Below are 19,796 nucleotides of genomic sequence, written 5' to 3' on the forward strand. Positions count from 1 at the left end.
AACTTCCCCCATGGACACCGCAGAGATTCTCGCCCGGCTCGACACCGATGCCGCCCTCGCCTTCCTCTCCCGCATGGTCCAGCACAAGAGCTACAGCCAGACCGAGGGGGAGCGCGAGCTGGCCCGCTTCATGGCCGCCTCGATGTCGGGCCTGGGGCTGGAGGCGGAGCTGACGCCGGTGCCCGGCGGGCGGGTGAATGCCGTCGGCCGCTGGCGCGGCACCGGCGGCGGCAAGAGCCTGCTGTTCAACGGCCACATCGACACCAACCCGGTGACCGAGGGCTGGACCGTCGATCCCTGGGGCGGAAAGATCGACGACAAGTTCATCTACGGCATCGGCTGCTCCAACATGAAGGCGGGCGACGCCGCCTATTTCTGCGCGGTGAAGACGCTGATGGACGCCGGGGTGAAGTTGCGCGGTGACGTCATCCTGACCTATGTGGTTGGCGAGCTTCAGGGTGGTGTCGGCACGCTTGCGCTGATGGACCAGGGGCTGCGCGCCGACTGTTTCATCAACAGCGAGCCGACCGACCTGCAGGCGATGACGATGCACGCGGCGGCATTGAGCTTCGTAATCGAGCTGGTCGGCGACACCCGCCACCTGTCCAAGCGCGACGAGGCGATCGACGCCATCGCCGCCGCCTGCGACCTGATCCCGCGACTGAACGCCCTGGCCCTGTCCGGCGCCAAGTCGCCGGAGCACGCGACGATCAACCGCGTCCATGTCGGCGTGGTCCACGGCGCGCTCGGCAAGGAACTGCACGAGTGGCGCTCGCCGCAGGTCGCCGACTTCGTGCGGATCAAGGGCTCGGCCCGCTATGCCACCGGCCAGAGCGAGGACGGGGCGCTGGCCGACCTGCGGCGCGAACTGAAGGCGCTGGAGGCGCGCTTCCCAGGGCTGAAGGCCACAGTGTTTTCCGAGGACCGCGGCGGCACGCCGACCATGCCGACCTTCGAGGTGGCGAAGGACAGCCAGATCGTGCAGGCGGTGAACCGCGCCTACCGCGCGGTGCGCGGCACCGACCAGCCGACCGGCGCCATCACCCCGCCCGGCTTCTACGGCACCGACGCCGGCCACCTGCAACATGCCGGCGGCATGGAGGGCGTCGTCTGCGGTCCGGGAGGACGCTACAACACCATGCCGGACGAGCGGGTCGACATCGACGACTATCTCGACATGATCCGCGTCTACATGCTGACCATCATGGAAATCTGCGGATGAGCGGCGACAGGGCCGAGTGCTTCGCGCCGCGGATGGCCCGGCTGCGCGACGCCATGGCGGTCGCGGGTTGCGATGCCTTCCTGGCCGACCATGCCGAGCTGATCGCCTGGATCGGCGGCTACACCGTGTCGGAAACGCTCTACCGCGCCGTCATCGTGCCGATGGACGGCACCCCCTGTTTCGTCCTGCGCTCCATCGATGCCGGCCCCTGCCGCTCCGGGGTGTGGTTCAGCGACGTGGCGACATTCGACGACCATGAAGACCCACATGGCGCGGTGGCGAATGCGCTCGCTGCGCGCGGCCTCGCCGGCGCGCGGATCGGCGTCGATCCGATGTCTTACGGCCACACCGTCGCCACCGCGCAACGCCTTGCCGACCTGCTCCCCGAAGCCCGCTTCGTTCCGTTGCCGGGGCTGAGCGACCGTCTGCGCGCCTGCAAGTTCGCCGCCGAGGTCGATGCCATCGCGGCGGCGGCGGCCATCGCCGACCAGTGCATGCTGGGGTTGGAAGGCAACATCCATCCCGGCCTGACGGTGCGGGAGGTGGCGGCGATGGCGGCGGCGGCACAACTCCGGCTTGGTGCCGACGACGGCGGCCCTGGGCCGATTCTGGTGTCGGGCGGCCATGTCGATTTCCTGCACGGCAGCGGTCTCGACCGGACGCTGATGCCGGGCGATATCCTGCATGTCGAGTTGACACCGCGGGTCGGCAACTATGGTGCCCGGCTGATGCGGCCCGTCTTCGTCGGAGACCCGCCGGCCGGAGCAGCCGAGACCTTCAACCTTCTAGCGACGCTTCAGGACCGGCAGATCGCCGCCATGCGGCCGGGGGCCCTGGCGCGCGATGTCGATGCCCTGTTGCGGACGGCCGTAGTGGCCGCCGGGCTGCGGCCCGATTACAGCAACGTGACCGGCTACGCCATGGGCCTCTACGCCCGCACGCCGCGGCCGAGCGACTTCTCGCAGTCCTTCCACCCCGCAGCCGACTTCGTTCTGGAATCGGGTCAGGTGTTCCACATGTATGCGTCGGCGCGCGGCGTGGCCATGAGCGAAACCGTCCTGGTGACCAACACTGGTCCGCGCCGGCTGACCGCCTGCCCGCGCCGACCGATGCAAAGCTGAGCGTTGGTCACCCTGAACCGCAGTTCAGAGCGCGCCATACGGCCGGGGACGACATGGACGCGGCGGAGCAACGTCGTCGTGCGCCATTCGACCAGGTGTCGGCGCAGGAGCGAGCCCGAGGCACGCCCATACGCTGGCAGGAGGTCGCGCCACTGGACGCCGTCACGCAGGAAGAAGCGAAGGGCCGCGTCCCGATCGCAATGAAAGCAGAGTGTGATGTCGAGTCGATATATTGGGCGGTTGTAGACACTCCGTTCAGCGCGTCGGAGCAGATCGGCCGGGGGGTGCCCGGCCTTGCTTTTTCAGCAGCTTGCGCAGCAGACGCTTGGCTGCCTTGGTGGCGCGCCGGCTCTGGAGCAGGGCGTCGAGAACGAAGCCGTCCTGATCGACCGCCCGCCAGAGGTAACGTTTGCGGCCGCCGATAGTCAGGACGACCTCGTCGAGGTGCCACTTGTCGCCCCGCCGTGGCGCCCGGCGGCGCAACCGGGCGGCGATCTCAGGGCCGAACTTTCGGCCCCACTGGCGCACCGTCTTGTGGCTGACGGTGATGCCGCGCGCCGCCAGCATCTCTTCGACCATCCGCAGGCTGAGCGGAAAGCGGAAGTACAGCCAAACCGCCGTCGCAATGATCTCGGCGGGATAGGGGTAGCCGGCGTAACGGGGATCGCGGCGCGTCGTCATGCCGTCCCATATTCCGCACAGCCCGCCACGGCAACTGGGTGGTCAACGAGTTGACGGTGCCAGATGGGGGCATCCTGGCGATGTCGGCTCAACGCGGCATGCGACTTTGCGGCGTTTGATAAACCTCGCTGAAGTGGGTGCGGAACAGCCGCATGGCAGGTGTCAGCTCCACCCCTTGCCGCCAGGCCAGGCCGACGTCCATCGCCGGAACCCGCTCCCGCATGATGATGGTTTCGATCCGTTTGCCCTCCAACGACCACGGTCGGTAGACCATGTCGGACAGGATGGTCACGCCCTGGCCGTTGGCGACCGTCGAGCGCACGGCTTCGATCGACGAGGTGCGCAGCCGGACATTGGGGCGGAAGGGTGAGGCGCTCCAGTAGCGGGTGGTCCAGTGGGCGGCCTCGTCGACGGTCAGCATGATGTAGGGATGTTCCGCCACGTCCTGCAGCCCCACCGAATCAAGTTCGAGCAGCCGGTGCCCGGCCGGCACCCACAGGCGCCGCTGGCTTCCGATCAGCGTTTCGGTCGTCAGCTCCGGATTGCTGATGTTGGAGGTCAGGACCACCGCCATGTCGAGCCGGCCGGTGATCAGATTGTCTTCGATCATCTCGCGCGTCAGCTCGTGGATATGGATGCGCAGATTGGGGTAGCGCCGCTCCAGCCGCTCCAGATGCTGCGGCAGGAAATATCCGAGAACCGTATAGCTGGCACCGATGGACAGGCTGCCGGCCACCTCCGCCGCCGTATCGGCTGGATGCAGCGCCTCCTCCACGCTCGCCATGATGCGATGGCTCGCGGCCAGGAAGCGGCGGCCGGTGTCGGTCAGCTCCATGCCCTGTGCGGTGCGGACGAACAGACGCCCGCCCACTTCCGCCTCCAACTCCTTGATGGCCGAAGTGATGGCCGACTGCGAAATCGACAGCTCGCGTGCCGCCCGCGACACCTGCCCCAGATTGGCGGTAGCGACGAAATATTTCACATGGCGGAAATTCAGCATGTTGAACCCCGGATTTTGACATGGGCTGATATCGAAAAATCAGAATATGCACAAATCCTGCACAGGAGCATCCAGCCTAGTACCGGCGTGATTCTGCTGATCTGCCTGATTATCAGGCGGATTTTGACCGCAGAAAAACAGATAAAGCAATCGCATAAATTAGAAATTGCAAAGAACAGGGAACAACATACGCTCATATGGCAAGGCAGCCATTCCACAGACTCATCTCTGGGGCTTAGCGCCCCGGTTCCGTAAGCAAGCAAGGGAGTAAGGCGTTGGCTCGTACAATGGTCGATCTCAACTGTGACCTCGGCGAGGGGTACGGCCAGTGGACGCTCGGCGAGGCCTCCGACGACGCGCTGATGGACCTCATCAGCTCGGCCAATGTCGCCACCGGCTTCCATGCCGGCGATCCCAATCTGATGGATCGGGTGGTGCGGCTGGGGGTTGAGCGCGGCGTGGCCCTGGGCGCCCACCCCGGCTACCGCGACCTGCAGGGCTTCGGCCGCCGCGTCATCCAGGCCAAGCCCGAAGAACTGGTGAACGACATCCTCTATCAGGTCGGCGCACTGCGCGAATTCGCCCGCCGCCACGGTACCCGGCTGCAGCACATCAAGCCGCATGGCGCCCTCTACATGGAAGCGGCGAAGGACGAGACGCTGTCTCGCCTGATGGTCGAGGCGCTGCTGAAGTCGAGCCCCGATACGCTGCTGTTCTGCATGGACGTGTCGAAGACCTGTGCCGTCGCCGAGGCGGCCGGCCTGCCGGTCATCCGCGAATTCTATGCCGACCGCGACTATGACCGCAGCGGCTCCATCGTCTTCGCCCGCCGGATGCGGCCGCTCGACCCGGCGGAGGTCGCCGACAAATGCCTCCGCGCCTGCCGCGACGGCAAGGTACGGACAGTGGAGGGCGACGACATCGACATCGCTTTCGACTCGATCTGCTTCCACTCCGACACGCCGGGCGCGCTTGCGATCGGTACCGCCGTGCGCAATGCCCTGCTGAACGCAGGATTGCGCATCGTCGCGGCCGCCGATCTGGTCGCCCAGAAGCGCTGACATCATCCGGTCTTTCCAGTCCCGCCCCAGATGGCCCGCCCCAGACTGCCCGTTGAAGAAGGAATGTTTCGATGCCCGAGATCCGCTCCCCCCTTCCCGGCTCCTTCTATCGGCGCCCCGCCCCCGGCCAGCCACCCTTCAAGGAGGTCGGCGACCGGGTGGAGCCGGGCGACGTCATCGGTCTCGTCGAGGTGATGAAGAGCTTCAACGAGATCCGCGCCGACGTCGCCGGGACCATCCTGAGCTTTGCCGTGGAGGACGAGGAGCCGGTGATGGCCGGCGCCGTCCTCGTCGAGCTGGAAGGCTGACGGCAATGACGATCCGTCGCCTGTTCATCGCCAACCGCGGCGAGATCGCGGTGCGGATCATCCGCGCCGCCAAGAGCCTGGGGATCGAGACGGTCCAGGCTTTTTCCGAAGCCGACCGCGACATGCTGGCGGTCAAGCTGGCCGACAAGGCCGTCTGCATCGGCCGCCCGGCCGCCCGGCATTCCTATCTCGATGCGGCGGGGCTGGTGTCCGCGGCGCGGAAGGCCGGCTGCGACGCCGTCCATCCCGGCTACGGCTTCCTGTCTGAGAATGCCGACTTCGCCGAGATGGTCGAGAGCTTCGGCATGGTCTTCGTCGGTCCCAAGGCCGACACCATCCGACGCATGGGCGACAAGGCCGCCGCCCGCGAGGCGGCCATCGCCGCCGGGGTGCCGGTGGTGCCTGGATCACAGGGCCGCGTCGCCGATGTCGATGCGGCACTCGTCGCCGCGGAATCCATCGGCTATCCGGTGATGATCAAGGCGGCGGCTGGCGGGGGCGGGCGCGGTATCCGCATCGCCGAGACTCCCGATGAGCTGCGCCGCCTCGCCCCGCAGGCCCAGTCGGAGGCACAGGCTGCCTTCGGCGACGGTGGGCTCTATCTGGAACGGGTGATCGAGAATGCCCGCCATATCGAGGTGCAGATTCTCGGCGACAGTACCCGCGCCATCCACTGTTTCGAGCGCGAATGCTCGTTGCAGCGCCGCCGTCAGAAGGTGTGGGAGGAGGCACCCGCCGCCTGCCTGGACGAGGCCACCCGTGCGCGGCTCTGCGCCTCGGCGGTGGCGCTGGCCGAAAGCGTCGGCTATCGCGGCGCCGGCACGCTGGAATATCTCTACGACGAGCCGACCGGCGCCTTCTACTTCATCGAGATGAACACCCGCATCCAGGTCGAGCATCCGGTGACCGAGATGATCACCGGCATCGATCTGGTGGCGGCGATGATCCGCATCGCCGGGGGCGAGCCGCTGCCCGTCACCCAGGATCAGGTGACGCGGACCGGACACGCGATCGAGGTGCGCATCAATGCCGAGGATCCGGCCGCCGGTTTCCTGCCCAGTCCCGGCACCGTCGAACACCTGTCGCTGCCCGCCGATCCGGCGGTCCGCTTCGACGGCATGGTCTATGAAGGCTATACGGTTCCGCCCTTCTACGACTCCCTGCTCGGCAAGCTGATCGTCCATGGCGCAACGCGGGACGAAGCCATCGACCGCATGGCGGCGGCACTGGAGGGCTTCACCCTCACTGGACTGAAGACCACCGTGCCGCTGCACAAGGCGCTGGCCGCCGATCCGGATGTCCGAACGGGCAAGGCGCACACCCGGTTCCTGGAAGGCTGGCTGGCCGGGAACCCTGCATTCAATCCCCCGAAGGCCGCGCAATAGGAGCACCGGATGCAGACCCGCTATTCCTACGGTGGCGACGAGCACATCTTCGTCGAAATGGACGAGGAGATGTCGCTCGAAGCCTTCTTCAAGAGCATGTCGATCACCAATGCGGTCCGCGCCGCGCACATCGACGGCATCACCGAGATCTGCCCGGCCAACGGCAGCTTCCAGATCAAGTTCGATCCCGACCGCATCGCCCCGGACGACCTGATGGGCCGGCTGCGTTCTCTGGAACAGGCGGCGGACAAGGCGGAGAAGCGGCTGGAAACCCGCATCGTCGAGGTGCCGGTCTTCTACCGGGATCCCTGGACCACCGAAACACTGATGCGCTTCCGCGAGCGGCACCAGGATCCGCAGAGCACTGATCTGGAATACGCCGCCCGGATGAACGGCTACGACACGGTGGAGCAGTTCATCCATGCCCACCACGCCTCGCCCTGGTTCGTGTCGATGGTGGGGTTCGTCGCCGGCCTTCCCTTCCTCTATCAACTGGTCGAGCGGTCGCGGCAAATCCAGGTGCCGAAATACCTGCGCCCGCGCACCGACACGCCCAAGCACACCATCGGCCATGGCGGCTGCTTCGGCTGCGTCTATTCGGTGCGCGGCGCCGGCGGTTACCAGATGTTCGGTATCACGCCGATGCCGATCTACGACCCGACCCAGAAGGTCTCCTACCTGCGCGAGTTCATGGTGTTCTTCCGCCCCGGCGACATCGTGAAATGGAAGCCGATTGGCCGCGAGGAATACGACGCCATCACCGCCGACGTCGCGGCCAACCGCTACGAGCCGCGCATCCGCAAGGTCACCTTCGATCTGGACAGCTTCAACGCAGACATCGACGGCACCAACCAGCGGCTGATGGAGACCCTCCATGGCGTTTAAGGTTCTGAATCCCGGCCTGCTGACCACCGTCCAGGATCTCGGCCGGCCCGGCTATTTCCATCTCGGCATCCCGATGTCTGGGGCGATGGACCGCTACGCGCTGCGCGCCGCCAACCTGCTGGTCGGCAATCCGGAAGGGGCCGCCGCGCTGGAGGCGGTCTTCATGGGGCCGCAGCTGGAGTTCGAGGTGGACGCCACCGTCGCCGTCACCGGCGCCGACCTGCCGGCCCGCGTCGACGGAGAACCCCATCCGGCCTGGACCGCCTTCCCGGTGCGCGCCGGACAGGTGCTGTCCTTCGACTATCTGAAAGGCGGCGCCCGCGCCTACATCGCGATCTCCGGTGGCATCGACACCCCGCCGGCGCTGGGCAGCCGCTCCACCTACATCATCGGGGCGCTCGGCGGCTATCACGGCCGGGCGCTGGCGGCGGGCGACATGGTGCCGCTGGGCAAACCGGGTGCCTTCCGCCATGGCACCGAGGTGCCGGAGGCACTGCGCCGCACGGTGGGCAAGAGCGCCGAGCTGCGCGTGCTGCCCGGCCTCTATTGGCGCCTGATCACCGAGGAGGCCGGGCGCAACTTCTTCGAGGACGGCTGGAAGGTGGCGCCGGAAGCCGACCGCATGGGCTATCGCTTCCGCGGCGGCCGCCCCTTCACCTTCGAGCCGCGCGAACAGCCCTTCGGCGCCGGCTCCAACCCGTCCAACATCGTCGATGCCTGCTATCCCTATGGCTCGATCCAGGTGCCGGGCGGCACCGAACCCATCGTGCTGCACCGCGACGCCGTGTCGGGCGGCGGCTACTTCACGCTTGGGGCGGTGATCTCCGCCGACATGGACCTGATCGGCCAGATGCAGCCGCACACCGGCGTCCGTTTCGTCAAGGTCGATATGGAAGAGGCGCTGGCCGCACGCGCCGACGAGGCTGGCAGGCTGGCCCGCCTGCGCGAAGCGCTGGCCTGACCGGCGGGGAGGCGGCGCCCCCTCCGCCGCCTCCCTCCCCGCCTTTTTGAACATCCCCCGTCCGTCCAATCCCATGCCGTGGAGACCACTTGCATGAACGCCTTCGCTCGCGCTCTCGTCACCGCCACAGTTCTTGGAAGCAGCCTTGCCGCCGCCATCCCGGCATCCGCCGCCGAGTGGTTCCCCTATCCGGCGGTGGAGGTGACGCCCGCCTTCTCCGCCGATGGCAGGCCGAAGGACATCTCCTACAGCCCGCTGACGAAGGCGGCGAAGAAATGGGACATCTGCGTGTCCTTCCCGCACATGAAGGACGCCTATTGGCTGGGCGTCGACTATGGCGTGGTGGAAGAGGCCAAGCGGCTGGGGGTGAAGGCCAACATCGTCGAAGCCGGCGGCTACACCGAACTGAACAAGCAGATCGGCCAGATCGAGGATTGCGTGGCGCGCGGCGCCAACGCCGTGGTGATCGGCGCCATCAGCTTCGACGGGCTGAACAATCTGGTGGCCGAGCTGGCGAAGAAGAACATCCCGGTGATCGACGTCATCAACGGCATCTCCTCCCCGGCGCTGACCGCCAAGTCGCTGGTGTCCTTCCACACCATGGGGGCGGAGACCGGCCGCTATCTCGCCGCCAAGCATCCGGCCGGCAGCCCGCCGGTGAAGGTCGGCTGGTTCCCCGGCCCGGCCGGCGCCGGCTGGGTCGAGGCCGCTAACAAGGGCTTCATGGAGGCGGTGGCCGGCTCCGCCGTGCAGGTGCTGGAGCCGCGCTACGGCGACACCGGGAAGGAGGCGCAGCTGCGGCTGGTCGAGGATGTGCTGCAGGCGACCCCCGACGTCAAATACATCGCCGGCACTGCGGTGACCGCCGAGGCGGCGCAGGGCCTGCTGCGCGAGCGCGGGCTGAGCGACAAGGTCGGACTGCTCGCCTTCTACATGACGCCCGGCGTCTATCAGGGCATCAAGCGCGGCTTCATCCAGGCGGCGCCGGCGGATTCCATGGTCATCCAGGGCCGCATCGCCATCGATCAGGCGGTGCGGGCGCTGGAGAAGGCCGATCTGGTGAAACATGTCGGCCCGAAGATCTTCGTCGTCGACAAGGGCAATGTCGGCAGCGTGCCGCGCGACAGCATCCTGCCGCCGGACAATTTTGCCCCTGTCTTCAGCGTGAAGTGAGACCGCATTTCCCGCCGCCGGTCCTGAAGAGAACCGGCGGCGGGGACCATCCGGAGTGTGCGCATGTCCCCTCCCGTCCTGATCCGGACCGTCGCCCTGACCAAGCGCTATCCCGGCGTCACCGCGCTGGACCGCGTCGATTTCGACCTGCGCTCCGGCGAGGTGCATGTGCTGTTCGGCGAAAACGGCGCCGGCAAATCGACCTTGATCTCGCTGCTGGCCGGGGTGTCGACTCCCAGCGAGGGCGAGATTCTGGTGCGCGGCCACCATGTCCGCTTCACCGGCGTCGCCGACGCCCGTGCCGCCGGCATCTCCGCCGTCTTCCAGGAATTCTCGCTGGTCCCAACCCTGACGGTGGCTGAAAACCTGTTCTTGGGTGACGAGCCGCTGAGCGGCCCCTTCCTGGACCGCCGGGCGATGCGGCGCAAGGCGGCCGCCCTGTTCGCCGACCTCGATTTTGCCATCGATCCGAAACGGCTGGTCGCCACGCTGAGCCGCGCCGAACAGCAGATGGTGGAGATCGCCAAGGCCCTGCACGGCGAGGTCGGCATCCTGATCCTCGACGAGCCGACGGCCTCGCTGACCGACCGCGAGGTCGACCATCTGTTCGCGGTGATCGCGCGCATGAAGGCGCGCGGCGTCGGCATCATCTATATCTCCCACCGGATGCAGGAGTTCGCCCGCATCGCCGACCGCGTGACGGTTCTGCGTGATGGACGACGGATCGGCACGGTGGCGATGGCCGAGACCAGCGAGGCAGCCCTGATCGAAATGATGGCCGGCCGCGCCATCGCCGAAATCTACCCGTCCATCGCCCGCAGTCCCGGTCCGGTCCTGCTGCGGACGGAAGGGTTGCGGGCGTGGGGCGTTCATTGTGTCGACCTGGAGGTCCGCGCGGGAGAGGTGCTGGGCGTGGCCGGCCTCGTCGGCTCCGGCAAGTCGCGCAGCTTTCGGGCACTGATGGGACTGCTGCCGATCCAGGCGGGACGGGTGACCGTACAAGGGCGCGACCTCACCGGCGCCACGACCCGCGAGGTGATGCGGGCGGGCCTCTGCTATGTGCCGCCCGACCGCAAGACCGAAGGGTTGCAGCTGGCCTTCAGCACGCGGGACAATCTGGCCCAGGGCGAACTGGCCGGCACTCCAAGCCGCTTCGGCCTGCTGCCCTGGCGGCGCATCCGCAAGCGCTGCGAGGCGACCGCCGAACGGGTCGAGCTGCCGCCGGCCTATCGCGGCCGGGCCGTCGGCAAGCTGTCGGGCGGCAACCAGCAGAAGGCGCTGTTCGGCCGTGCGCTCGGCCGCGACTACGATCTCTACATCTTCGACGAGCCGACCGTCGGCGTCGACATGGGCGCGCGGGCCGCCATCTATCGCCTGATCCGCGAACTGGCTGAGGCCGGCAAGGCGGTGGTGGTCATTTCCTCCGACCTGCCGGAGGCGATGAACCTCGCCCACCGTCTTCTGGTCTTCGCCCATGGCCGCATCGCCGCCGAACTGGAAGGCGACGCCATCAGCGAAGCGGCCATCCTTTCCCACTTCTTCGATCCCATCCCATCGGCTGCCATCCCATCGGTCCCCACCATCGACCAGGAAGCGAGACTGCCCGCATGAGCGCCACCTCCTCCGCCGCATCGCCGTCCTCCGGCGCCGTTCCGGCCTCCACCTCTGTTCGGCTGCGCGCCGCCGGACGGGCGCTGTTCATCCACCTCGGCGTGCTGCCCTTCTTCCTGGCGGCGGCGCTGATCGTATTCACGCTCGTCTCCGACCGCTTCCTGACCGCGGACAACCTCGTCAATGTGATGCGCCAGTCGGTCTATCTGGTGCTGGTGTCGCTGGGACAAATGACGGTGCTGATCACCGGCGGGTTCGATCTCGCGGTCGGGGCGACGGTCGCCCTCACCTCAGTGGTGTCGGCTTTGGTGATGGCGGCACTCGGCCCGATGTTCCCGGATGCCCCGGCCCTGGTGATCGCGCTCGGCGCGCTGGCCGGCTTCGCGGTAGCGGCGCTGGTCGGGCTGGCGAATGGCGCCGGCGTCGCGCTGTTCGGCGTTTCGCCCTTCATCATGACGCTGGGTGTCAGCTCGGTGGCGGCCGGCGGATCGCTTTTCCTGACCGGCGGCGTCCCGGTATCCGGCCTGCCGACGGAATTCGCCGACCTGTTCGGTTTCGGCCGCTGGCTGGGCATTCCGGTACCAGTGCTGGTCGCTGCGGTCGCGATCTCCATCGCCTGGGTCGTTATGACCCGCACCCGGACCGGAGCCCATCTTTATGCCGTCGGCGGCAACATCAAGGCGGCAAAGTTGTCGGCCATCCACACCGGGCGTACGCTGATCGTCGCCTACATCCTGTGCGCCCTGATCGCGGCGCTGACCGGCCTGCTGCTGACGGCACGGGTGGAATCGGGAGAGGCCAATCTGGGCGGAACACTCGCTCTGGAGTCCATCGCCGCCTGCGTGATTGCGGGCGTGTCGCTGCGCGGCGGCATCGGCCGGGTTGAGAATGTGGTTCTGGGCGCTCTGTTCATCGTGCTGGTGCAGAACGGTATGAACCTTGCCCAGATCGGATCCTATCTGCAGATGGTGCTGCTCGGCGGGCTGCTGATTCTGGCGGTGATTTTCGACCAGATCCGCTACCGTATGATGATGGGCGTGTAGTTGCTTGGCTCGCTGACTGCGTCGTTTGACCAGCGCCGTTGGTGGCGGCACGACCGTATTCGGCGGAGCGATCCCGCGCCACCACGGCGATGCCGGGGTGGTCGCGCAACCAGCCGGCAACGGTGTTGGCAAATCGATCGGCCAGCAGGTCAAGGACACGACGACGTTCCAGGTCGACCAGGATGGTGCCATAGGTCCGCCCCTTGCGCAGCGCCCAGTCATCCACGCCGACGACGCGTGGCGGTTCAACGGCCGGCAAGGGAGCCGCAGCTGCCACGCTCGATCTGAAACACGCGGCAGCCCGGAAGGAAAGAGAACTTCTGCATGCTCCTTCCATGTGGGCAATGTCAAACGACCTCCCGAACTGCCCCCTGGCGACACGAGGAACTGCCCCCGGTTGCGCCGTTCAGGCTGTGGTAGGTTGAGGCGCCGCAGTCGGTAGCTATCGCCTCGGATGGTGACGACGTGATTGTGATGGAGCAGCCGGTCGAGGATCGCCGTCGCCACGACGGAATCGCCGAAGACGCTGCCCCATTCCCCCACGGCTCGGTTGGAGGTGACCAGCATCGCCCCTTTCTCATAGCGCCGGCTGACAAGCTGGAAAAGCAGGTGGGCGGCATCCGGCTCGAACGGCAGGTAGCCCAACTCGTCGACGATCAGCAGCTTGGGCTTGCTGTAGTGCAACAGCTTTTCCTCCAGCCGGCCGTCGGCATGGGCCTTGGCGAGTTGAGCCACCAGGGTGGTCGCCGGGCTGAACAGCACCGAGTAGCCGGCTACGATGGCTTCCCGTCCGATGGCCACCGCCAGATGCGTCTTGCCCACCCCCGGCGGACCGAGGAACAGCACCGCCTCACCGTTGGCGATGAAGCGCCCCGACGCGATCTCCCGGATCTGTGCCTTGTCGAGCGACGGCTGGGCGGCGAAGTCGAACCCGGCCAACTCGCGCACGAAGGGGAAGCGGGCCAGCCCGAAACCCATGTCGATGCGGCGCTGGTCGCGCCGGGCGATCTCCCGCTCGCAGAACAGCGCCAGGGACTCGCGGATCGTCAGCTCCCGCCGCCCGGCCTCGTCGATCAGGCTGTCGAGCTGGTCGCGCAAGGCCGTCAGCTTCAGCCGGTTCAGCATGGCGATCAGATGGTCGTGTTCGCTCATCAGAAGCCTCCCCCGGCCACGGCCTCGTATTCGGCCAGCGGACGCAGCAGCGCCGGCACCGCCGCCACCGCGCCGCCATCCTCGGGTCGAGCGACGCGGACCGGGCGGCCGTCCGCCCCGGCGACGCCGGCCAGATGGACGTCCTGCATCGAGCGCCCGTGCCGCCCCTTCAGTTCGGCATGCACCGCCACCTCGCGCCCGGCGTGGAGAACCCGCAGCGTGCCGGCCTCCAGCATCACCCGGACCCGCTCGCCGATCAGCCGCCAGGGCACCGAGTAGGCGTTGCCGTCCACCTCCACCGCGCGGTCCGTGCCGACCCGGCGAACTAGGTCGCGCGCCATGGTGAAGGGCGGGATGCCGGCCAGCAGCTTCAGCGCCTGGGCCTCCTCCCGCCGGGACCGCTCGATCGGCGCTTCGCCGGTCGTGCCGTGAAGCCGTTGATTGTCAATCGGCTTGAGATCGGGGTTCATCCGCGCATTCGGTGCTGAGACGGACGGCTCGTAGCTGTTGGTGCACATGTGTAGCGGGGAGATTCACATGATGCAGATCTCGGATCGCGCCCTGCCGCTGGTGCCGGCCGGCCTTCAGGCGACGGCGGTTATGGTCGAGTAGGATCGCATCGTCGTCACCGCCCGAACGATTGGAACGGTGGCAACCTGTCCGACCTGCGGAACGGGATCGGACCACGTTCACAGCCACTATTGGCGCACCATCGCTGACTTGCCGTGGCAGGGACGCCAGATCGTTCTGCGGGTTCAGGTGCGTCGCTTCCGTTGCCGGCACTGCGGATCGCATATCTTTGCCGAGCGCCAGCCCGAGATTGCCCGCAAGGAGCGGCGGACGGGGCGGCTGGCGTTGGCTCAAGCCCAGATTGGCTTGGTGCTGGGCGGCGAGCCGGGGGCGCGGTTGGTGTCGAAGCTGGCCATGCCGGTGAGCGGCGATACCATCCTGCGCCTCATCCGCAAACTGCCGCCACCACCGTGTCCGCCTCCGCGGGTGATCGGTGTCGACGACTGGGCATGGCGCCGCAGCCGGCGCTACGGAACCATCGTGTGCGACCTGGAACGCGGCCGGGTGATCGACCTGCTGCCGGATCGCTCCGCCGCTCCTCTGCGCGCGTGGCTGAAGCGACACCCGACCGTCGCGCTGGTCAGCCGTGATCGATCCGGCCCCTATGCCGAAGCCATCCGCACCGGCGCGCCGGGCGCCGTGCAGGTGGCGGATCGGTGGCACCTGCTCGTCAACGCGTCGGACGCCCTGCGCTCCTTCCTGGACCGCCACCACGCTGAACTGCGCGAAGCTGCGCGGCTGTGCGGCTCCGGTGTTCGCCCGTCCGCATGCGCCTTCCCACCGGACGCCATGAAACTGGATCGCTACACGTCCTTCGCCGAGGCCGCATGGCGCAGTGGACGGCGCAACGTCGCCGCCATCTGGCGCGCCCTTGTCGAGCAGGGGTTCGAGGGCGGCTATGACATCGTGCGCCGCTGGGTCAAACGGCGGCGAATGGCCGAGTCTGAGCGACCTGATGCTCCCCTGCCGTCGTGGCGGGTGCCATCCAGCCGCCGCGCGGCCCGCCTGCTGACGAGTGACCCGACCACGCTGAGCCGTGCCGACCGCCGGTTCGTCGACACCGTGCGGGCGATCGCGCCAAGCATCCGTGAGGTGGCAGACCTCATCAACGACCTTGGCAAACTCCTCCGCCGGCAGAGCGCGAGGTCCCTCGCCGCGTGGCTGGAGGCGGCCTCCGCGACAGCGCTGCGCAACTTCGCACAAGGTCTGGCCGCCGATCTCGACGCGTTGCAAGCGGCTCTCCAGGAGCCCTGGAACAATAGCCCGGTCGAAGGGCAGATCAACCGCCTGAAGCTCATCAAACGGCAGATGTTCGGCCGCGCCAAGTTCGATCTGCTCCGTCAGCGCGTCTTATGCACCGCCTGACGACTGCCACGCCGGCCATCACTGCGGCCCACGCCACCTCAGCACCGAATGCGCGGATGAACCCTTATTCCATGCCGATTCACACTCCACGACGCCATCCGCCAGTTCGAGGTCATTCCTACGGACCGCCTGCGTCATGTAGTGGCACAGTCCCGCAAAGAAGGCCGCGCGCCGTGCCGGGGTGGCGAGATCCGGCGGGAGCACGCCGTCCGTTGCCGTAGATGCGCCCGCGGCCGGCGCATCGCCAGACGAGCGTCGGCCAAGAGGATGCTCCTCGATCAGGTCTTCATCTGGAACCGAAGGCATTTCGCTGAGTGCCATCAGATCGGCCAGGGAGGATTCAGCCAAGCCCGTCGGGTTCGACGCGGGAGGCGTTCCGAAGGCCGCGCTGGGCGCCGTCGGGCGCGACGCGCGCTCCATCTCGCCCTCAAGCACCAGCTCGTTGCGCAGGTTGACCATCAGCGTGCGGATGGTGAGACCGGGTGGCGGCACTTCCATGAGCATGACCTCTTCCAACGCGAGATCGAGCGCAAGAGCCCGTCGAATGGCCGTGCGTCGGTCGCCCGTCCTGAGCGACATCTCGTATGTCGTCCGATGATCACCGCAGGGAAGAGCGCGCGGGCAGCGTCGCCGCCAATACCAGATTCCGGAACGCAGAGAGAGGTGGGCCAGCTTCGCCACGCTCGGTCACTCCAGGCCGACCGGGGTGCGCGATGTGCGACAGCGTTGCGAGTCAGTTTCGCACACGCCCGGTGTTGCGGGGGTGCGCACAGCCCGTAAGTTCCTGAAAGTGCTGGCCGTTTGGAGAAGGTGGTTGGGGGACTAGGATTCGAACCTAGGCTGGCGGAGTCAGAGTCCGCAAGAACAGCCTGCGCTTTGCTGCGACACCATACGAGATGGCACGACAACACATTGTAATACCACGTATTTACATTTGTCAGCTTGCGCTGATCATCGCCAGAATATCCCATCATTCACTCTGCCGTGCTTACTGGGTGCTTACTGGAGGCGCATTTATATAGGACGATATTCCGGAAGGGAGCGACCATGCCATCGACACGGATCACTAAGCGGGCTGTCGACGATGCGACGCCTGAAGCGCGGGATTTTTATCTGTGGGACAGCGAACTGAGCGGCTTCGGATTGAAAGTCACGCCATCGGGGACGAAGACATATCTCGTGCAATACCGCGCCGGCGGACGCGGCATGCCAACCCGCCGCATCACAATCGGGCGGCATGGATCACCCTGGACCCCTGAGCAGGCGCGCCAGGAAGCCCGTCGCGTGCTGGCCACGGTGGAACTCGGCGACGATCCTGCCGCCCGGAAGGCGGACAGGCGGCGGGAATTGACGGTGTCAGAGCTGTGCGATCTGTACATAGCGGAAGGATGCACAACAAAGAAGCCCTCGACCATCCGGGCCGACCAGGGAAGGATCACGTGGCACATCAAGCCCCTGCTGGGAAAAAGGAAAGCCGGGGACATCACCCGGGGTGATATCGAGCGCCTTTTGCGCGACGTGGCGGCTGGAAAGACTGCCAGCCCACACCGCTCTAGCAAAGGCGGCAGCCGCGCAACCGGCGGAAAGGGCGCTGCGTCGCAAACCGTGATCCTGCTGAGAGCGATGTTCGCCTTCGCCATGGCTCGGGCGCTCCGCTCCGACAATCCCGCGGCCGGAATCAAGACATTCAATGTCAGAAAGCTGGAACGCTTCCTGACCGCCGAGGAAATGGGCCGACTTGGCAAGACACTGATCGCATTCGAACAGGAGGGGGCCAACCCATATCTCATCGCCGCCATTCGCCTCCTGCTGCTGACAGGTTGCCGGAAATCCGAAATTCTGAGCCTGACCTGGGATTGCGTGGATGTCGCCCACTCCTCCTTGCGTCTGCCCGACAGCAAAACCGGCGCAAAAGTTGTACCGCTGGGACGGGCCGCACTCGATATCCTGACCAAACTCCAACGCCGGCCCGGCAATCAATATGTCATCTCCGGCAAAGGGCAAGATGGACAGTTGGTCAACATCGACCGGACCTGGGAAAAGATCCGCACCGCAGCCAGTTTACCCGATGTCCGTTTGCATGATCTTCGACATAGCTTCGCCAGCGTCGGAGCCGCCAACGGAAGCAGTCTGCTGGTCATTGGGAAGATTCTTGGACATACCCAGCCAACGACTACCCAGCGTTACGCCCACCTAGCACATGATCCCGTCCTAACCGCAGCTGATCAAATCTCTGCCGCCATCGCTGATGCCCTTGACCAATCCAGCTCGCAACGAAACCGCCGGCGCAAGTTTCGCCTTCGGCCAAATCGCCCCCTGACCCCGGCTAATGCACCGGTATGACTGCATCAATCGCGACCCTTTGGGTGGGGTGACCAAGTGAAGGTGTGGCCGCAGGCGCTTGTCCAATTCCAGCGCCCAGGCCCGGATCCAGTGGACGAGGGTTCGTGTGATTGAACCGCGCCACATCGGACCGCGTCCACAGCGCCCAGCAACTTGACCTGCCCCCGCGTGGGACACCAGAGACTATGTTAGCCAACAAACACCGCCCGGCGGCTCCTGTCCAGTCCGGCGGAGCGTAGCGGAGCCGGACTGGACAGGAGCCGGCACCACCGCAGCCCGCGCCGGTGGGCGGTAGCCGAGCGCGCCGTGCGGACGCACGGTGTAGTAGGCGATGCGCCAGCGCTCGATGAGCACCTGCGCCTCGGGCAGCGTGTAGAAGATCTCCCGCGCGAGCAACTCGTCGCGCAACTTGCCGTTGAAGCTCTCGTTGTAGCCGTTCTCCCATGGGCTGCCCGGCTCGATGAACAGCGTCTTCACCCCGACTTGCGCCAGCCACTCCCGCACCGCCGTGGCGGCCAATTCCGGCCCGTTGTCGGAGAGGATGAAGTCGGGTGGACCACGGTCGACGAACAGCTCGGCCAGCCGATGCAGGACGTCGTCCGAGGAGAGACGGCGGGCGACGTCGATGGCCAGGCGCTCGCGGGTGAACTCGTCGATGATGGTGAGCATGCGAAAGCTCCGGCCGTCGTGGGTGCGGTCGGTGACGAAATCATAGGCCCAGACGTGGTTCGGCCAACCCGGGCGCAGACGCACGCACGAGCCGTCGTTCAGCCACAGCCGGCCACACTTGGGTTGCTTCTTGGGGACCTTCAGCCACTCACGGCGCCAGATCCGCTCGACCCACTTGTGGTTCACCCGCCAGCCCGCCTGACGCAGCAGGGCGGTGATGCGCCGGTAGCCGTAGCGGCCATACTGACCGGCCAGCCGCAAGATGGCCGCCGTGAGCGCATCCTCGTCGGCCGGAACAACGGATACATGACGCTGGGTCGAGCGTGCCTGGCTAAGCACCCGGCAGGCCCGGCGTTCGGAGACGCCAAGGGTCTGCTGGACCTGCGCAACGCAGGCGCGGCGCCGCTCGGGGCTCAGAAGTTTCCCCGCGCCGCCTCCTGCAGGATCAGCTTGTCCAGCGTGAGGTCGGCCACCGCCTTACGCAGACGCTGGTTCTCGCGCTCCAGGTCCTTGAGCCGCCTGGCCTGATCCAGCTTCAGGCCGCCGAATTCGGCACGCCAGCGGTCGTAGGTCTGCTCCGAGATGGCGTGCTCGCGGCAGGTCTCCACGACCGTGCGCCCTTACGCCACCGCCACCTCGATCGCGCGCAGTATGCTGATGATCTGCTCGGGGGTATGCCGCTTCCGACGGGCCATTCCCTCCTCCTGATTTGCTCAACCCCAGATAAGGGCTGGAGCGGGTTCAGGGGGGCAGGTCAAGATCACTCCCCCTGTATACGAGTGGATGCGGCGGTTTGGTCGCAGTACGAGCAGGTTCATTCTCTAATCCGATTGGTCCTGGTACGAGCACCTCCGGTTGGACCCGCCGGCTTCTGGCCGTGCCCGACGGTTGGCCCGCCTTCGCCAGATTGTGATGGTCGCTGCGGCGGGGCAACCTCACTGCAGCCCAGATCGCCGCCACAAATACCTCGTCGCAGAACTATGGAACTTACCATGATCTTTCTGCTTGAGGTTATGTCAGATACGGGTCAAGTTCAGAACCATGGCGTGAAAAACCTCCTTTGGGGCCAACCTTCTCCGGGCAAATCTTCTGCGGTTCCTACGCTCTCGCTCCTCGCACGTCGCGACCTTGTGGCGTTGCTAGTTCGCGATCTTCTGACGCTGCTGATTGCGGATGTTGAACCGGCTGCGGATGTGAAGACTAGAAAACCATTAATCACCGCAACAAAGTAGTCAGACGACGGCAA

At 66.5% G+C, this 19,796-nt stretch carries 17 protein-coding genes and 4 pseudogenes; 14 read left to right on the top strand and 7 right to left on the bottom strand.

The window, feature by feature from the left end:
- The first annotated feature begins 10 nt into the window (after positions 1 to 10).
- Both FZ938_RS16575 and FZ938_RS16580 read left to right on the top strand, forming a co-directional pair.
- The gene (locus FZ938_RS16575) at positions 11 to 1,222 is read left to right on the top strand and encodes a M20 family metallopeptidase (protein ID WP_149199578.1); all 1,212 of its coding nucleotides are present in this window, start codon (positions 11 to 13) and stop codon (positions 1,220 to 1,222) included.
- The gene (locus FZ938_RS16580) at positions 1,219 to 2,343 is read left to right on the top strand and encodes a M24 family metallopeptidase (protein ID WP_174757486.1); all 1,125 of its coding nucleotides are present in this window, start codon (positions 1,219 to 1,221) and stop codon (positions 2,341 to 2,343) included. The genes FZ938_RS16575 and FZ938_RS16580 overlap by 4 nt, the downstream gene beginning before the upstream one ends.
- A gap of 282 nt (positions 2,344 to 2,625) precedes the next feature.
- Here the strand turns inward: FZ938_RS16580 and FZ938_RS16585 are convergent.
- Together FZ938_RS16585 and FZ938_RS16590 are read right to left on the bottom strand one after the other, a co-directional pair.
- Positions 2,626 to 3,024: pseudogene (locus FZ938_RS16585) on the bottom strand (IS6 family transposase); the annotation flags it as partial.
- An 88-nt stretch (positions 3,025 to 3,112) separates the two neighbouring features.
- Positions 3,113 to 4,024, bottom strand: a complete 912-nt coding sequence (locus FZ938_RS16590; RefSeq protein ID WP_149199579.1) for a LysR family transcriptional regulator — start codon at positions 4,022 to 4,024, stop codon at positions 3,113 to 3,115.
- Between FZ938_RS16590 and FZ938_RS16595 the strand changes: the two genes are divergently transcribed.
- The 9 genes from FZ938_RS16595 (at position 4,007) to FZ938_RS16635 (ending at position 12,451) form a co-directional block, all read left to right on the top strand.
- Positions 4,007 to 4,279 (top strand): hypothetical protein, encoded by a 273-nt coding sequence (locus tag FZ938_RS16595; RefSeq protein ID WP_149199580.1) that lies wholly within the window; start codon positions 4,007 to 4,009, stop codon positions 4,277 to 4,279. The two genes, FZ938_RS16590 and FZ938_RS16595, sit on opposite strands and share 18 nt — an antisense overlap.
- Before the next feature lie 20 nt (positions 4,280 to 4,299).
- A complete protein-coding gene (locus FZ938_RS16600; RefSeq protein ID WP_149199581.1) occupies positions 4,300 to 5,085 on the top strand; it encodes a 5-oxoprolinase subunit PxpA in 786 nt (261 codons plus the stop codon).
- Positions 5,086 to 5,156: 71 nt separating this feature from the next.
- Positions 5,157 to 5,393: an acetyl-CoA carboxylase gene (locus FZ938_RS16605; protein ID WP_014189242.1), complete on the top strand. Its 237-nt coding sequence runs from the start codon at positions 5,157 to 5,159 to the stop codon at positions 5,391 to 5,393.
- 5 nt (positions 5,394 to 5,398) lie between these two features.
- On the top strand, positions 5,399 to 6,778 hold the full coding sequence (locus tag FZ938_RS16610; protein ID WP_149199582.1) for an acetyl-CoA carboxylase biotin carboxylase subunit: 1,380 nt from the start codon (positions 5,399 to 5,401) through the stop codon (positions 6,776 to 6,778).
- A 9-nt stretch (positions 6,779 to 6,787) separates the two neighbouring features.
- Positions 6,788 to 7,663, top strand: coding sequence for a 5-oxoprolinase subunit B family protein (locus FZ938_RS16615; RefSeq protein ID WP_149199583.1), 876 nt, complete (start codon positions 6,788 to 6,790; stop codon positions 7,661 to 7,663).
- Entirely contained in the window at positions 7,653 to 8,624 is a 972-nt protein-coding gene (locus tag FZ938_RS16620) for a 5-oxoprolinase subunit C family protein (RefSeq protein WP_149199584.1), read from the top strand. The genes FZ938_RS16615 and FZ938_RS16620 overlap by 11 nt, the downstream gene beginning before the upstream one ends.
- 93 nt (positions 8,625 to 8,717) lie before the next feature.
- Entirely contained in the window at positions 8,718 to 9,797 is a 1,080-nt protein-coding gene (gene torT, locus FZ938_RS16625; RefSeq protein ID WP_149199585.1) for a TMAO reductase system periplasmic protein TorT, read from the top strand.
- Between the two features lie 63 nt (positions 9,798 to 9,860).
- Entirely contained in the window at positions 9,861 to 11,408 is a 1,548-nt protein-coding gene (locus FZ938_RS16630) for a sugar ABC transporter ATP-binding protein (RefSeq protein WP_149199586.1), read from the top strand.
- The gene (locus FZ938_RS16635; protein WP_174757487.1) at positions 11,405 to 12,451 is read left to right on the top strand and encodes an ABC transporter permease; all 1,047 of its coding nucleotides are present in this window, start codon (positions 11,405 to 11,407) and stop codon (positions 12,449 to 12,451) included. The genes FZ938_RS16630 and FZ938_RS16635 overlap by 4 nt, the downstream gene beginning before the upstream one ends.
- A 4-nt stretch (positions 12,452 to 12,455) precedes the next feature.
- Here FZ938_RS16635 and FZ938_RS16640 read toward each other — a convergent pair.
- The 3 genes and pseudogenes from FZ938_RS16640 to FZ938_RS16650 form a co-directional block, all read right to left on the bottom strand.
- Positions 12,456 to 12,713, bottom strand: a pseudogene (locus tag FZ938_RS16640) (transposase); the annotation flags it as partial.
- 176 nt (positions 12,714 to 12,889) lie between these two features.
- Positions 12,890 to 13,603, bottom strand: a pseudogene (gene istB / locus FZ938_RS16645) (IS21-like element helper ATPase IstB); the annotation flags it as partial.
- The gene (locus tag FZ938_RS16650; RefSeq protein ID WP_149199587.1) at positions 13,603 to 14,073 is read right to left on the bottom strand and encodes a Mu transposase domain-containing protein; all 471 of its coding nucleotides are present in this window, start codon (positions 14,071 to 14,073) and stop codon (positions 13,603 to 13,605) included. The gene FZ938_RS16650 and the pseudogene istB, both read right to left, overlap by 1 nt.
- Before the next feature lie 148 nt (positions 14,074 to 14,221).
- Here FZ938_RS16650 and FZ938_RS16655 point away from each other — a divergent pair, with 148 nt between their 5' ends.
- Complete coding sequence (locus tag FZ938_RS16655) at positions 14,222 to 15,538, top strand: ISL3 family transposase (protein ID WP_149199588.1); 1,317 nt, start codon at positions 14,222 to 14,224, stop codon at positions 15,536 to 15,538.
- Between the two features lie 18 nt (positions 15,539 to 15,556).
- Here the strand turns inward: FZ938_RS16655 and FZ938_RS30595 are convergent, their stop codons facing one another.
- On the bottom strand, positions 15,557 to 16,219 hold the full coding sequence (locus tag FZ938_RS30595; RefSeq protein ID WP_174757489.1) for a DUF6538 domain-containing protein: 663 nt from the start codon (positions 16,217 to 16,219) through the stop codon (positions 15,557 to 15,559).
- A gap of 366 nt (positions 16,220 to 16,585) precedes the next feature.
- Between FZ938_RS30595 and FZ938_RS16665 the strand changes: the two genes are divergently transcribed.
- Entirely contained in the window at positions 16,586 to 17,881 is a 1,296-nt protein-coding gene (locus FZ938_RS16665; protein WP_149199589.1) for a tyrosine-type recombinase/integrase, read from the top strand.
- A 183-nt stretch (positions 17,882 to 18,064) separates the two neighbouring features.
- Here FZ938_RS16665 and FZ938_RS16670 read toward each other — a convergent pair.
- A pseudogene (locus FZ938_RS16670) lies at positions 18,065 to 19,245 on the bottom strand (IS3 family transposase).
- Between the two features lie 297 nt (positions 19,246 to 19,542).
- Here FZ938_RS16670 and FZ938_RS16675 point away from each other — a divergent pair.
- Positions 19,543 to 19,782 carry a hypothetical protein gene (locus FZ938_RS16675; RefSeq protein ID WP_149199590.1) on the top strand — a complete coding sequence of 80 codons (240 nt, stop codon included), beginning with the start codon at positions 19,543 to 19,545 and terminating at the stop codon, positions 19,780 to 19,782.
- The last annotated feature ends 14 nt before the right edge of the window (positions 19,783 to 19,796 follow it).

Origin of the sequence: Azospirillum oryzae (assembly GCF_008364795.1) — a bacterium.
GTDB classification, from domain to species: domain Bacteria; phylum Pseudomonadota; class Alphaproteobacteria; order Azospirillales; family Azospirillaceae; genus Azospirillum; species Azospirillum oryzae.